This is a genomic window from Pseudarthrobacter sp. BIM B-2242 (genome assembly GCF_014764445.1).
Lineage (GTDB): Bacteria > Actinomycetota > Actinomycetes > Actinomycetales > Micrococcaceae > Arthrobacter > Arthrobacter luteus_A.
Genome location: NZ_CP061721.1, coordinates 3,987,735 through 4,001,388, shown reverse-complemented (window position 1 = coordinate 4,001,388; position 13,654 = coordinate 3,987,735). Strand labels below are relative to the sequence as shown.

The following is a 13,654-nucleotide window of genomic DNA, read 5'->3' as shown; positions in this document are numbered from 1 at the left end:
GCCACAAGTAAAGGACACACCATGTGTGGAATTGCCGCGCTGCAGCTGCGCAACCCCTTGCTGCACCCCCGGATGGGCAGCCTGCTGTCCTCAATGCTCTGCCAGATTGTGGACCGCGGACCGGACTCGGCCGGCCTGGCCGTCTACAACACCCCGGGCCTCGTCTCGCCGGGGACCTCCACCCTCAGCCTCCTTGGCAGGGACCAGGGAATACCGCTCGACGCCATTACCCGTGAACTGGAAAAGCTGCTGCCGGCCTCCGCCGCCGCTGCCGTGCAGGTGGTGGGCGACACAACCCTGGTGAGCGCCGCCGTCGGGACTGATCTCCTGGTGAAAGCGGTCAGCGAGACCCTTCCCGGCTCCACTATCATCGGCCGCGGCGAGCATGTTGCGGTGATGAAGAGCGTGGGCCACCCGATGGAAATTGCTGCCGAGCACGGGCTCGAAGCGATGGCCGGAAGCCAGGGCCTGTCCCACACGCGGATGGCCACCGAATCGGCTGTGACGGCCGGCGGTTCGCACCCGTTCTCCGTGGCCGACGATCTCTGCCTGGTCCACAACGGCTCCTTCTCCAACCACGCCACGGTGCGGCGGGACCTCAAGCGCGAAGGCGTGGTGTTCGATTCGGAGAACGACACCGAGGTGGGCGCCCGCTACGTGGCCTCCCGGCTGCAGCAGGGCGACACGCTCGAGGAAGCCCTGGTGAATTTGGGCAAGGTCCTGGACGGTTTCTACACCCTGGTGGTGACCACCGCGGACAGCATGGCAGTGGTCCGCGACCTCATCGCCTGCAAGCCCGCCATCATCGCCGAAACGGACGATTACGTGGCCATGGCCTCCGAATACCGTGCCCTGGCAGCCCTGCCGGGCATCGAAAACGCCCGCATCTTTGAACCGGAACCCGGAAAGGTCTACACATGGTCACTCTGACAGCCCCTGAAGCCCCCACGCTGGGAGCCCTGGCGGAAACCGCCATGGCGGTTGACCTTGCCGGGAGCCCGGTCCGCGAACTCAACCAGGCCCTCCATGTCGCTGTCGACGGACAGTCGTGGACGGTCACCAGCCCCGGTGGCAAACACAGCCTCGCCGTCGGCATCACCGCGGACATCCAGGTGACCATCCAAGGCCACGCCGGGTATTACGCCGCCGGGATGCACCAAAAGGGCGACGTGACCATCAACGGCAATGCCGGCGTCGGCCTCGCCGAAAACATCATGTCCGGCCGGGTCCACGTAACGGGTGATGCGTCCCAGTCCGCAGCGGCTACAGGCCACGGCGGCCTGGTGGTCATCGACGGCAATGCCAGCGCCCGCTGCGGCATCTCGATGAAGGGCGTGGACATTGTGGTGGGCGGAAACATCGGCCACATGTCCGCGTTTATGGCACAGGCCGGACGCCTGGTGGTCTGCGGCGACGCCGGCGAAGCCCTGGGCGACTCCATCTACGAGGCGCGCATCTACGTGAAGGGCACGGTGGCCTCGCTCGGCGCGGACTGCGTCGAAAAGCCGCTCCGGGACGAGCACCTGGCCGAACTCGGCGAACTGCTCGCCGCCGCCGGCCGCACGGAGAACCCGGCCGACTTCAAGCGTTATGGCTCAGCCCGGAACCTCTACCACTTCAACGTCGACAACTCGACTGCCTACTAGGAGGCCACCATGACCATCACCTCCCTCCCTGCCCCCGCCTCTGCGCCGGACGTCAGCGCGCCCGACATCGCTGCACTCGGCCTCCGCGAGTCAGCCACGTTCGACCGGGCCACCATCGCGGACATCCAGCGCGCCGCCGCCACGGGCGTGTACGACATCCGCGGGTGGGGCGCCAAGCGCAAGGTCCCGCACTTTGATGACCTGCTCTTCCTCGGCGCCTCCATGTCCCGCTACCCGCTGGAGGGCTACCGCGAAAAGTGCGATACCGACGTCGTCCTCGGCGACCGGCACGCCACCCGGCCGCTGCACCTGCAGACTCCGGTGACCATCGCGGGAATGAGCTTCGGGGCGTTGTCCGCCAACGCGAAGGAGGCGCTGGGGCGCGGCGCATCGGAGGTGGGGACCTCCACCACAACGGGCGACGGCGGCATGACACCTGAGGAGCGCGGCCAGTCCAAGCACCTTGTGTACCAGTACCTCCCGTCCCGCTACGGCATGAACCCGGACGACCTCCGCAAAGCGGACGCCATTGAGATCGTGCTGGGCCAGGGCGCCAAGCCCGGCGGCGGCGGCATGCTCCTGGGGCAGAAGATCACCGAACGCGTCGCCGGAATGCGCACCCTGCCCGTGGGCATCGACCAGCGCTCCGCCAGCCGTCACCCGGACTGGACCGGCCCGGACGACCTCGAAATCAAGATCGGCGAACTCCGCGAGATCACTGACTGGAAGACGCCTATCTACGTCAAGATCGGCGCTTCCCGGCCGTACTACGACACTGCGCTGGCCGTGAAGTCCGGGGCTGACGTTGTGGTGGTGGACGGCATGCAGGGCGGGACCGCCGCGACGCAGCAGGTGTTCATCGAGAACGTCGGCATCCCCACGCTCGCCGCCATCCCGCAGGCCGTCCAGGCGCTGCAGGAACTCGGCGTGCACAGGAAAGTCCAGCTGATCGTTTCCGGCGGCATTCGCACCGGGGCCGACGTGGCCAAGGCCATGGCACTGGGTGCGGACGCCGTCGCCATCGGCACCGCGGCGCTGATCGCACTCGGCGACAACGACCCCCGCTACGCCGCCGAATACTCGGCGCTGGGCTCCGCCGCCGGTTTCTACGACGACTTCCAGGACGGCCGCGACCCTGCCGGGATCACCACCCAGGACCCGGAACTGTCCTCGCGACTGGATCCGGTGGCCGCCGGCCGCCGCCTGGCCAACTACCTGCGCGTGCTCACCATGGAAGCCCAGACCATCGCCCGGGCCTGCGGCAAATCGCACCTGCACAACCTGGAACCGGAGGACCTGGTGGCCCTGACCATCGAAGCATCGGCCATGGCCCGCGTGCCGCTGGCCGGCACCAGCTGGATTCCCGGCGCCCCGTAACCCTGGAAATGGTGGCTCTTCTGCCTGGAGGGTGTGGCGGCGCCGGCTTGGCCGGCGCCGCCACAGCCCTATGATGGCTCCTATGACCAAACACGCCCGGGATGAGGCCGACGCCGCAACCGGCGAGGGCGAAACTGCCGACGCCGCTTCCCTCCCCGGGAAACTGGAACAGGTCATCGCCACGCAGGTCCGGCGTTACCGCACGTCCCATGGTCTCTCCTCCGCAGAGCTGGCTGCCCGCACGGGCTTGTCGAAGGCCATGATCTCCCGGATCGAAACGGCAACCACGTCGTGCTCGCTGACCACGCTGCAAAGGCTGGCCGACGGCCTCAAGATTCCGGTCACCGCACTCTTCCGCGGAGCCGATACAGACCGGGACGCAACGTTCACCAAGAGCGGCGAGGGCAGCCTCACCGTCCGCAGCGGAACGCAGCACGGCCACGAGTACAGGGTCCTGGGCACGCTCAAGGGCAGGACTGACGCGCTCGAACCCACCCTTGTTACCCTGACCAACGCCTCCGACGTTTTTCCGCTTTTCCAGCACCCGGGCACGGAGTTTATTTACATGCTGGCCGGGAAAATGGTCTACGGACACGGGTCCTACGAGTACGCCATGGAGGCGGGGGACTCCCTGCTCCTGGACGGCGAAGGCCCGCACGGCCCGCTTGAGCTTCTGGACCTGCCCATCCGGTTCCTGGCGATCTCTGCCAAGTAGGTTTCGGAACCCGAAACACATCCGCCCGGTGACTGCAACGTTGATTTAACCAGCCGGAAACCCACCGCGGAACTGCCGCCCTACAGTGGAAACAGACGGCAATAGCTGCCCTCCGACGAACGTGGCTCTGACTCCGCGTCCCTCCTCCGGAGTGGTCTTGACGCGCAATTTCCGTTCTCTCTTCGCATCACGAAAGGGGTTTCCCATGGATTCGGGAAATGTCGCTTGGATTCTTGCCAGCTCTGCGCTGGTTTGTATGATGATCCCCGCCCTCGCCCTGTTCTACGGGGGCATGGTGGGGTCTCGTCGCATTCTCAACATGATGATGATGTGCTTCGGCGGCGCCAGCCTGGTGGCGGTGCTCTGGGCACTCTTCGGTTACTCCATGGCTTTCGGAAACTCAGTGGGTGGCCTGGGGCTGATCGGCGACATCACGGAATTCCCGGGGATGGGCCAGCTGCTCGCCGCTGATGAGGCAGCCTCGATCCCGGTGGCACTGTTCGCCGCGTTCCAGCTGTTCTTCGCCTGTGTGACTACGGCCCTGGTTGCGGGAGCGGCAGCCGGCCGGATGAAGTTTGGCGCGTGGATGCTGTTTGCCGGAATCTGGGCAACCGTCGTCTACTTCCCCATCGCACACTGGGTATTCGCGTTCTCCTCGGCCGACGGCAGCGTCACCGGCGGCTGGATCGCCAGCGGCATCAAGGCCGTCGACTTCGCCGGTGGAACTGCCGTGCACATGAACGCCGGCGCCGCAGCCCTTGCCCTGGCTCTGGTCCTGGGTAAGAGCTCCGGCTGGCCCAAGATGGAGCACACCAAGCCGCACAGCCGGCCGCTGGTGCTTATCGGGGCGGGGCTGCTCTGGGTTGGCTGGTTCGGCTTCAACGCAGGTTCCGCACTCTCGGCAGGCCAGTCTGCTTCAGTTGTCTTCCTTAACACTGCCGTTGCTGCTGCCGCCGGCCTGCTTGCCTGGGCACTGGTTGAGCGTCTCCGCCGCGGTGCTGCCACCAGCATGGGCGCAGCGTCCGGCCTGATCTCGGCCCTCGTAGCCATCACTCCCGCCTGTGGCGCTGTGAGCCCGCTGGGCGCACTGGCCATCGGTGCCATCGCAGGCGCCGTCTGCTCCTTGGCCATTGAGTTGAAGTTCCGCCTCGGTTACGACGATTCCCTCGATGTTGTCGGTGTCCACCTCGTGGGCGGCATTCTGGGAACCCTGCTGATCGGCCTGTTCGCGACGGACGCAGCACCCAACGCAGTCAACGGCCTGTTCTACGGTGGCGGTGTTGAGTTGCTGGGTGTCCAGTCGCTGGCAACCGTGACAGTCCTTGCCTACTCGTTCGGGATCACGTGGATCCTGGCGAAGATCCTGGACAAGACGATTGGCCTGCGCATCAAGCCCGAGGACGAAATGCGGGGCATCGACCTCGCAGCCCACTCGGAACTGGCGTACCTGACGGACGAAGATCCCGTGGAGCTCGGGTCGCCGCAAAGGTCCTGATGCCGTCGCGCCGACAGAGGGGCGTTGGATCGCACGACTGACAAATCAATAACCACGAGTCCGGCCTAGGGCCGAACTGCGGACCGGTGCCGGTGCTGGCTGGCTTATAGTTCCGCGGTTCGGCCCCCGGTCGTGGGTGCTGCCGGGTCAGGCTAGGGAACGTGCCCAGTCAGGCTAGAGATCGCGCCCAGTCAGGCCAAGGGTCCTGGGGGAGGGGCCGTCCCGGCAATGCGTCGTCCGGGTACAGCACATAGTCCGGAAGATCGACGTCGGGCAGCGGAAAGCGGCCCAGGTTAGGCTCCGGGAAGGGATCTCCCGGAAACGGGTCCTCTGGCAGTGAACTTTCTTCGATGACGCAGCCATCTAAACGATCGGCAGCCAAGTTGTAGTCACCCCATAGGTCGTCTGAGGGCACAGCGTTGCCCGGAGGTGGACCGGGTAGGCCGGGATCTGCCTGTAGTCGGCTGTGGGGCAGTGAGGAGCCAAATTCCCCGTTGTGGAGTCCGTCCGCCATTTGGCCCGGCCAGTGTGGTGGTTCCCGGTCGGGTTGTTCGCTTTGGTAGTGGCGGCCGGTGGGTGAGGTCCAGCCGGGCGGCTCATCCTTGGTGGCTTCGGTGGGTTGCCAGGGTCTGGCGTGTTTGAGTCGGTGGTGTTTTGGGCAGAGTTGGGCCAGGTTTGAGATCCCGGTGCTCCCGCCGTTGGCCCAGGCGTTCAGGTGGTCGGCTTCGTTGTCCAGGGATGGGTTGGAGCAGCCGGGGAACTGGCATTTGCCGTCCCGGAGCCGGAGCCATTGGCGCAGTGCTTTGGGGATCCGGTAGCTTTCCCGCCCGATCTCCAACGGTGCCCCGTCCCGGGGATCGGTCAGGACCCGGCGGAACGACTCGGCACCATTAGCGACGAGGGCGCGGGCCATGGAGGGCGGGATCGGTCCGTATCCGTCGAGGATGGCGGGTTCACCGGTCAGGCCCATCAGCGCGAACACCGGAACCGTGACGAGGACCTGGGCTGTCGGTGAGGGGATCATCCCGGAAGCACCATTCAGAGTGCCGTCCCGAGTGCTGTTCAGGCCGCTTGCCCCACCGGTGGTCCCGCCCGTGTGATGGTCGGCGCCGAGGAGTAAGCCGGCGAGGATGTCCGTGCGTAGCTGGGTGAGGGTCCGGCCTTCGGTAGGGCACTGGAGGGCGCGGGCGTCTGCGGTGGTCCGTGCCCAGATCCCGGAAGCCTGATCGGCGGGCAGGTAAGCCGAGAGCCAGGCCATCCCGTCCCGGTCCGGACAGAATTCGACCCGACGGTCCGCGGCAGACCGGGTGTGGCGTGTTTCGATACTTTCCGGGTGATTCCGCTCCCGCCACGTCCTGGCTTTCGCCCGGAACCTTGCGGGCGTAAGGTCCCCGGCGGGGCTCCTGGCCGGGTTCGGTGCCTCCGGGTCCAGGAAATGGGCCTCCAACGCCGCTGCCCCGTCCCGGTCCAGGTTGGTGGTTTCGTCGACCATGATCAGGGTGTGCTGCCACCAAATCGACCCTGTCTCCAGAGCAGCCAGCGTGAGCGGCAGGGCACTACGTAAGCGCTGGGCCTCGCCCAGCAGCCCGCCGGCCGTACGTTCACTGACAGTCAGGGCACACGCAACCTCGGCCACCGTGCCCATTTCCTGGGCTGTCTGCTCCTGCGGGGACATGATGGGCCCCGCGATCACTTGGGCGGCCTCGTCATACCCGCCGGCCGCATGGACCTTCACAGCGGCAACCATCGCCTCCAACCCGGCCGCGCCGGACAGGACCGTCAGACACGCCTCAGCCTGCCAACGCAGCGGGTCCGAGTCAGCCGCAGAAGGGCCGGCTGCGAAAGCGCCAGGCACCGGGCCTTCCGCGGGGCAGTCCGCCGGCGCGCCTGCCGGGATGTCGGCCGGATCCGTCCCCCGGAGCACACAGGCCAGCTGCAAAGCAGAAGCCGCGATGGCCTCCAACACCTCTGCACCTGCCCTGTTATCCATACCTCCAGCATGACAAGGGGGTACGACATTCAAGGCCCGCGAAGACCTTCCCCGGAAAGTTTCCGGAAAAGTATTTGGAGGCGGCGGACGCCGCGTACCTTTGGGTCTGCCGCGCAGGGCCGGGCCCCGCCGCGTACCTTTGGGTCTGCCGCGCAGTGCCGGGCCCCGCCGCGTACCTTTGGGTCTGCCGCGCAGTGCCGGGCCCCGCCGCGTACCTTTGGGTCTGCCGCGCAATGCCGAGCCATGTCGCCGCGCACCTTTGGGTCTGCCGCAGTGCCGGACGGTCGCCGCGTCCCGAATCGTGACCGACTCCACACGCAGCCCGGAACGGTTAAGGCGGCAGGCGCTAGTAGCCTGTTCACCTCCGCCGCACTCCTGAAGGACATCCCGATCAACCGTTCAGCCGCCGCCAAGGCACTCACCCTGTTCACCAGCCTGCTTCTCGCAGGCGCCCTCGCCGGCTGTGACGCCGCCGCGCAGGCGGCAACCCAGGCGGCCAGCGGGATAGCCGAGGCAGTCAGGGAAGCGCCGTCGTCGGGAAGCCCGGCCGAACCGCTAAGCCCGGAGGAAATTGCTACGGCCCGGACCCGGCTGGAATCCATCCCTATCAAGGGACGCGCCCCAAAGACCGGCTACGCCCGTGAGGAATTCGGCCCCGCCTGGGCCGACGTCGACCGGAACGGCTGCGATACCCGCAACGATATCCTCGCCAGGGATCTCGACGGTGAGACGTTCAAGCCCGGCACACAGAACTGCGTTGTCACCACCGGCATTCTGGCTGACAAGTACACAGGCGCAACCATCAACTTTGTCCGCGGCAACACCACCAGCTCGGCCGTCCAGATCGATCATCTCGTGGCCCTCAGCGATGCCTGGCAGAAAGGCGCGCAGCAGCTCAGCGCCGAACAGCGCCGGCAGCTGGCGAACGATCCCCTCAACCTGATGGCCGCCGATGGCCCCACGAACGGTGCCAAGGGCGACAAGGATGCCGCCACCTGGCTGCCGCCGAACAAGGGCTTCCGGTGCGAATACGTCGTCCGCCAGACCGCCGTCAAAGCCAAGTACCAGCTGTGGGCCACCCAGGCAGAGCACGATGCGATCGCGGGGATTCTGGCTAACTGCAATTAGCCGAAACTGACCTCAGTCCTTGAACAACCCCGCCAGGTCCTCGGCCGTGATGGAGCCGCCGGAAAGGGCGTCGCCCTCCATGACGTCAGCAAACAGCTGCGACTTCCGCGCCTTCAGGGCCATCACCTTCTCCTCGATGGTGTCCTTGGCGACAAGCCTGTAGACCATCACGTTCCGCGCCTGGCCGATCCTGTGTGTCCGGTCCACGGCCTGCGCCTCCGATGCCGGGTTCCACCAGGGATCCAGCAGGAAAACGTAGTCGGCCTCGGTCAGGTTCAGGCCGAACCCGCCGGCCTTCAGCGAAATCAGGAACACCGGCGCGCTGCCGTTCTTGAATTCATTGACGACGTCGGTGCGGTTCCGGGTGCCGCCGTCCAGATAGCAGTACTCGATTTTCTCCTCGTCGAGGCGGTCGCGGACCTTGCCCAGGAAACCGGTGAACTGGCTGAAGATCAGCGCGCGGTGACCTTCGGCCACCAGGTCCTCCAACTGCTCGAACAGCACGTCCAGCTTTGACGACCGGACGCCGGACAGCGAGGGATCCACCAGCGACGCGTCCAAACTCAGCTGCCGCAGCAGCGTCAGCGACTGGAAGATCGTGAACCGGTTCTTGTTCACGTCCTCGATCAGGCCCAGGATCTTCTGCCGTTCACGCTGCAGGTGCGTCTGGTAGACCTTTTGGTGCCGCGGGTTCAGCACCACCTCAAGGATCTGCTCCTGCTTGGGCGGCAGGTCCTTGATGACCTGGTCCTTGGTGCGGCGCATCATCAGCGGACGGACCCGACGGCGGAGCTTCTCCAGCTGCCCCTTGTCGCCGTTCTTCTCCACCGGCTTCTGGTAGTACTCCGCGAAGCGTTTGGGACTTGAAAAGAGGCCCGGCGCCACGATGGACGTCAGAGCCCAGAACTCCATCAGGTTGTTCTCCAACGGCGTGCCGGTGATGGCCAGTTTGAAGGCCGCGGGCAGCTTCCGGGCGCACTGGTACGCCTTGGACTGGTGGTTCTTCACAAACTGGGCTTCATCCAGCACCAGCCCTGCCCAGGTCTTGGAGGCGTAGGACTCGTAGTCGATCCGGAAGAGGGCGTAGGAGGTGATGACGATGTCCGCGCCGCCCAGTTCAACCGCCGCGTCCTGGCCGTTTTTCGCGAACGTTTCACTCACGGTGCGGACTGTCAGGCCGGGGGCGAAGCGCGCAGCTTCCGCGGCCCAGTTGCCCACGACGCTGGTGGGGGCGACCACCAAAAAGGGAGTGCCGCCGTCGGGCAGTGTTACTTCAGCAACGTCAGAAACAGCGGCTGACTGCTCCTTGGCGGCGCACATCAGCGCGAGGGCCTGCACGGTCTTGCCGAGGCCCATGTCGTCAGCGAGGACCCCGCCCAGGCTGTGCTTGTACAGGAAGCTGAGCCAGTTGAAACCCTCAAGCTGGTAGGGCCGCAGCTCGGCATTCAACGAGGCAGGCAGCGGCAGCCCTTCAATGCCGCCCTCGAGCAGGCCGCCCACGGCGGTGCGCCAGGCGGACGCCTGCTCGTCCACGATGCCCAGCTGGGCCAGTTCGTCCCAGAGCCCTGCCTGGAAGCGGCTGATCTGCAGCGGCGCGTCCTTGTTGTCCTGCAGCGAGCGGGCTTCCTCGATCAGGGCCCGCAGTTGGTGCAGTTCGGGCAGGTCCAGGGAGAAGTAGGCGCCGCTGGGGAGGAGCATCTTGGTCTGGCCGGCGGCAAGGGCGGAAAACACGGCCGCGAAGGAGACCGGCTGGCCTTCCAGAGTGATCTGGATGCCGAGGTCAAACCAGTCGCGCTGTTCGGTGGCCTTGGTGGAGATGGAGACCACGGGCGCTTCCTCGGCCTCGCGGTAGTCGGCGATGTCCCCGGCGGTGTCCACAGAAACGTCCGGTGCCTGGCGGAGCATGGGCAGGACGTCCTCGGTGAAGGCCAGCGTGTCCAGGCCGTTCAGTTCAACGGACGCAGCCAGGCGCGGCGTTCCCCAGCCGCCGGTGGCGGATTCGCCCAGCGTGGGGACGACGTTCCACGGCTGGCCGATGCCCTCCAGGATGCGGGCCTCGGCGGTGTCGTCGCGGTAGCCGTGGTCGCCGGGGTGCCGCCAGAGCGGCTGGGCGGTGACCATGGTCCCGGACTTGTAGTGCCATTCCCAGTGCAGCCGCACGCGGTGGTCAGCGCCGTAGTTGGCCAGCAGCGACAGGGTGGGCACGGCGAGGGCGGGCAGTGCCACCGACTCGTCCTTCGCGGTGACCCGGGCGGCCTGCTTGAGCTTGGGGTAGAACCCAGTGAGGAAGCGCGTCTCGTCCTTCGCCGGAATGTGCAGGGTGCTGCCGGCGGTGACGAAGGTCAGCAGTTCCTCGCTGAGTCCGCTTTCCAGGGGGGCCAACGTGATCACGTTGTCGGCCGCGACGCCCGGCAGCGCCTCGCCGCCGGTGGTCAGGAAGATGCCGTGGGCGGGGCGGCCGATGGTCCCCACGGTCGCCGGATCAACCTCTTCACCCTCCACGGTGATGGTGGGTGCGAGCTCCAGTCCGCCGTCGTCGGCCGTTCCTGCGGCACCTCCGGCAGCAGGACCCCCGGCAGCAGCGTCGCTGGAGACCGCAGTGCCGTAACGGCTCAGATTAAGCCCGACGGCGGCTGGAGACTCCGCGAGCCGCACCGGTTCGGTGCCGCGGCTGTGGACGAGCGCGAGGCCGATCTTCCTGGCATCGGCGAGCAGGCTCCACATGTTCTTCCCGGCGAAGGTGTTCAGGCCCAGCCAGAGCGCGGAAGAGTTGTGGACCCGGTTGGCGGCGGCGGTGTGCGCGGCGAGGAAGGTCTGCATCCACTCGATGTGCGCCTCGTTGCATTCGCGGCGGAAGTTCAGATAGCTCAGGGTGTTCCAGGAGACGTCGCCGCGGATCCACTTGCCCTTGGCGCCCATCACCACGGGCCGGGCCTTGAGCTGGCGCACGCTGCGGAGCGGGTCGCGGCGGCCTGTGTAGGAGAAGTGCGGCGCCGGCTCTTCGATCTCGAACTGGAGGGCCAGCGGGATGCCGTTGCTGGACTGGGTGATGCCGGGCTGCGAGATGAGCGGGCTGAGGGCCTGCTCCCAGTCGGCGAGGTCAAGGCTGGCGGGCTGGCGGGACAGGCGGGAGACCTCGGCCGGGGCCAGGAGCTGGACGCGGATGGCAGGGTTGTCTTCGGCGGCGAAAAGCAGGGCGGCAACGTGCTTGCAGTCCTTGCGGACAGGGCAGCTGCAGACGCCCACGGTGCAGCTCCAACCGCCCGATTTGCGGACCAGCTTGGCTGTGGTGGAGTAGGGCACGTCCGCGCCGCCGCGGACCTTGCCCAGCATGAGCCCGGTGGCGGCGTCGAACGACATTCCGGAAACCCGGCTGCCCATGGCATACGCCAGCCCGGCCGCCAGGGAACGGTCGTTGATGGCGGGAGTCTGTATTGCCAGTGCCGCACTCTCGTCCGGATGGGATGGCATGGTGCGCGCTACTTTCAGTGGCCACGGCGCGGCCGTGTCCGATTCGGTGGTTATCTGATTCATCTTAGTTCGCCCGGCGGGGGCCTGAAACTTCGCCTGACGTTCACTTCCGCCTCAGCCAACCGCCGTCCCCGCCCACGTAGCGTGAAAGTGTCCTGAGCATCACCAAAGCTTTGAGCAGTGAGGAATTCCATGACCACGAGCCAGAACCCTGTCGTCCTGACCAAGGCCAGTATCGAAGCTGGCAGCGAGGACGTTGTCGACGCCAACGTCCACGTAGTGAATGCCATGTACAGCAGCCTGCTGGACTCCCGCGAAATCGCCCCGGTGGCACTCCGCAGCTACTACGTGGACTTCTACGTCACGCAGTCCCTGGAGGGCGGCTTCGCCCAGTACGTGTTCACGGCCGACCGTGACGAAGTGGATCCGCTGATCCGCGAAGGCCTCGCGAGCATGGGCGCAACGGCGCACCTGGAGCTCTTCAACCGGACCGTGGAAGTCTTTGATGCCCTGTCCGAGGAGGACGAGGAACGCTACCTCGACGGCGACCTGGACGCCGAGGAAGAGTCCAACGACGCCGTCCGCACCATGGAGGAGCTCGACGGCGAGTTCGAGGAACTGTTCGAGACCGAGAACATCACCGCCCTGAATGCCAGCTGGCTCCTGGGCCAGGAAGGCCTTCTGGTCCTGGATGATGAGGAGCTCAGCGCCTACATCGAACGCCAGGTTGCGCTGCTGCCCGACCTTGAAGAGCGCCAGGCCCGCGCCGATGAGGAAGCGCTGGACAACGCCCCGGACATCGAAATCATCATCCGCGAACTGTGCGATGTTGCCGGTTACGAGCTCGAAAAAATCTCCATGGGTGACCCCAACTACGTGCACAACGGCGAGAAGACGCTGGCCTGGCACTTCAGCACGGACCATGGCGACTTCCTGATGGTCGAGGAAGAAGACGAGGCCTTCATGATCAACCCGGAGACCCAGGAGATCGTGGCCGCTGTTGAGTTCGAGGAAGCGGACGACGACGAGATGGCAGACGCGTAGGGCGCCGCGCCTTTAGGTCTCAGCCACAAAGCACGGGCCGGGTTCGTCGGAAGGTTCCGGCGGACCCGGCCCGCCGCCGTTCCAGTTCTTAGGTGTTCTGGTCCAGCGCCCGGGCCAGGATGTCCAGCAGTTCCCCGTCCACCTGGTCCACGGACGTGAGGCGGACCCGCCGGCCAAACGGGTCGTCCGCGCGGGTCTTCAGCGCTTCCACGCGGCCCCCGGCAGGGGCATCGAGGCGCAGCGCCACGTCCACGGCGGAGTTGGTTGTCCTGGTGAGCTGGGCGAACTTCCGGCGCGGACTGTGCAGCGAGACATACCCTTTCCGCATTTGGATCTCCACACCCTCTGTGACCGACGCCCACGCAAGAAGGGCGTCCGCGATGGGCCGCAGCTCCGGGTGGTTGGCGTACTGCCCGTCGATGAGTTCGTCGGCGTCCCGCAGCATAAAGTCCGGATAGCCGAACAGCTCCCAGGACACCGCGTATTGTGCGTACCCCGTGACTCCGTGCTCGTCGCGCATCCAGGCGCGGAGCCCGGCGTCGTTCTTAATGCCTGCGCTGCGTGCGCGGTCAGCCCAGAACGCCACGTCCTGGCCGGTTTTCCGCAGCAGCAGCGCCTGGTTGCTGTCCACCATGGTCTGCCACGTCCTGGCGGTTTTTTGCGGTTCTGAGGTGTTGGGCATGCCTCGATGGTAATGCGGCCGGCTGTCATGGCGTCTCGAGGCTCGGAGGGCGGACGGGGCGGGCCTGGGAAAAGAATTTTCAGGAGGGCCGTAACTTTCCCGGTCC

Annotated in this window: 10 protein-coding genes; 7 read left to right on the top strand and 3 right to left on the bottom strand. The window is 66.3% G+C overall.

The annotated features are described in order from the left end of the window. The first annotated feature begins 21 nt into the window (after positions 1-21). The 5 genes from IDT60_RS18510 to IDT60_RS18490 all read left to right on the top strand — a co-directional run bounded on the left by IDT60_RS18510 (position 22) and on the right by IDT60_RS18490 (position 5,233). Complete coding sequence (locus IDT60_RS18510; protein ID WP_191080174.1) at positions 22-930, top strand: glutamine amidotransferase; 909 nt, start codon at positions 22-24, stop codon at positions 928-930. After that, positions 918-1,646, top strand: coding sequence for a protein glxC (locus tag IDT60_RS18505; RefSeq protein ID WP_191080173.1), 729 nt, complete (start codon positions 918-920; stop codon positions 1,644-1,646). The genes IDT60_RS18510 and IDT60_RS18505 overlap by 13 nt, the downstream gene beginning before the upstream one ends. A 9-nt stretch (positions 1,647-1,655) precedes the next feature. Continuing rightward, the gene (locus IDT60_RS18500; RefSeq protein WP_223883804.1) at positions 1,656-3,023 is read left to right on the top strand and encodes an FMN-binding glutamate synthase family protein; all 1,368 of its coding nucleotides are present in this window, start codon (positions 1,656-1,658) and stop codon (positions 3,021-3,023) included. A gap of 82 nt (positions 3,024-3,105) precedes the next feature. Beyond that, the gene (locus IDT60_RS18495) at positions 3,106-3,738 is read left to right on the top strand and encodes an XRE family transcriptional regulator (RefSeq protein ID WP_223883803.1); all 633 of its coding nucleotides are present in this window, start codon (positions 3,106-3,108) and stop codon (positions 3,736-3,738) included. A gap of 205 nt (positions 3,739-3,943) precedes the next feature. Continuing rightward, positions 3,944-5,233 carry an ammonium transporter gene (locus IDT60_RS18490; protein ID WP_164204390.1) on the top strand — a complete coding sequence of 430 codons (1,290 nt, stop codon included), beginning with the start codon at positions 3,944-3,946 and terminating at the stop codon, positions 5,231-5,233. A gap of 169 nt (positions 5,234-5,402) precedes the next feature. Here the strand turns inward: IDT60_RS18490 and IDT60_RS18485 are convergent, their stop codons facing one another. Further along, positions 5,403-7,223, bottom strand: a complete 1,821-nt coding sequence (locus IDT60_RS18485; protein WP_191080171.1) for an HNH endonuclease signature motif containing protein — start codon at positions 7,221-7,223, stop codon at positions 5,403-5,405. A gap of 243 nt (positions 7,224-7,466) precedes the next feature. Between IDT60_RS18485 and IDT60_RS18480 the strand changes: the two genes are divergently transcribed. Continuing rightward, positions 7,467-8,351, top strand: a complete 885-nt coding sequence (locus IDT60_RS18480) for an HNH endonuclease family protein (RefSeq protein WP_370590704.1) — start codon at positions 7,467-7,469, stop codon at positions 8,349-8,351. A 12-nt stretch (positions 8,352-8,363) separates the two neighbouring features. Here the strand turns inward: IDT60_RS18480 and IDT60_RS18475 are convergent, their stop codons facing one another. Beyond that, complete coding sequence (locus IDT60_RS18475; RefSeq protein ID WP_191080170.1) at positions 8,364-11,822, bottom strand: DEAD/DEAH box helicase; 3,459 nt, start codon at positions 11,820-11,822, stop codon at positions 8,364-8,366. Positions 11,823-12,014: 192 nt separating this feature from the next. Between IDT60_RS18475 and IDT60_RS18470 the strand changes: the two genes are divergently transcribed. Continuing rightward, complete coding sequence (locus IDT60_RS18470; protein WP_191080169.1) at positions 12,015-12,866, top strand: DUF4375 domain-containing protein; 852 nt, start codon at positions 12,015-12,017, stop codon at positions 12,864-12,866. Between the two features lie 88 nt (positions 12,867-12,954). Here the strand turns inward: IDT60_RS18470 and IDT60_RS18465 are convergent, their stop codons facing one another. After that, positions 12,955-13,548 (bottom strand): DUF5655 domain-containing protein, encoded by a 594-nt coding sequence (locus IDT60_RS18465; RefSeq protein ID WP_191080168.1) that lies wholly within the window; start codon positions 13,546-13,548, stop codon positions 12,955-12,957. Positions 13,549-13,654: the final 106 nt, after the last annotated feature.

Bases quoted from the DNA above. Each gene is read 5' to 3' on its own strand.
- IDT60_RS18510 (WP_191080174.1), top strand. From the start codon at position 22: ATGTGTGGAATTGCCGCGCTGCAGCTGCGCAACCCCTTGCTGCACCCC.
- IDT60_RS18495 (WP_223883803.1), top strand. From the start codon at position 3,106: ATGACCAAACACGCCCGGGATGAGGCCGACGCCGCAACCGGCGAGGGC.
- IDT60_RS18480 (WP_370590704.1), top strand. From the start codon at position 7,467: ATGTCGCCGCGCACCTTTGGGTCTGCCGCAGTGCCGGACGGTCGCCGC.
- IDT60_RS18470 (WP_191080169.1), top strand. From the start codon at position 12,015: ATGACCACGAGCCAGAACCCTGTCGTCCTGACCAAGGCCAGTATCGAA.
- IDT60_RS18505 (WP_191080173.1), top strand. From the start codon at position 918: ATGGTCACTCTGACAGCCCCTGAAGCCCCCACGCTGGGAGCCCTGGCG.
- IDT60_RS18465 (WP_191080168.1), bottom strand. From the start codon at position 13,548: ATGCCCAACACCTCAGAACCGCAAAAAACCGCCAGGACGTGGCAGACC.
- IDT60_RS18490 (WP_164204390.1), top strand. From the start codon at position 3,944: ATGGATTCGGGAAATGTCGCTTGGATTCTTGCCAGCTCTGCGCTGGTT.
- IDT60_RS18475 (WP_191080170.1), bottom strand. From the start codon at position 11,822: ATGCCATCCCATCCGGACGAGAGTGCGGCACTGGCAATACAGACTCCC.
- IDT60_RS18500 (WP_223883804.1), top strand. From the start codon at position 1,656: ATGACCATCACCTCCCTCCCTGCCCCCGCCTCTGCGCCGGACGTCAGC.
- IDT60_RS18485 (WP_191080171.1), bottom strand. From the start codon at position 7,223: ATGGATAACAGGGCAGGTGCAGAGGTGTTGGAGGCCATCGCGGCTTCT.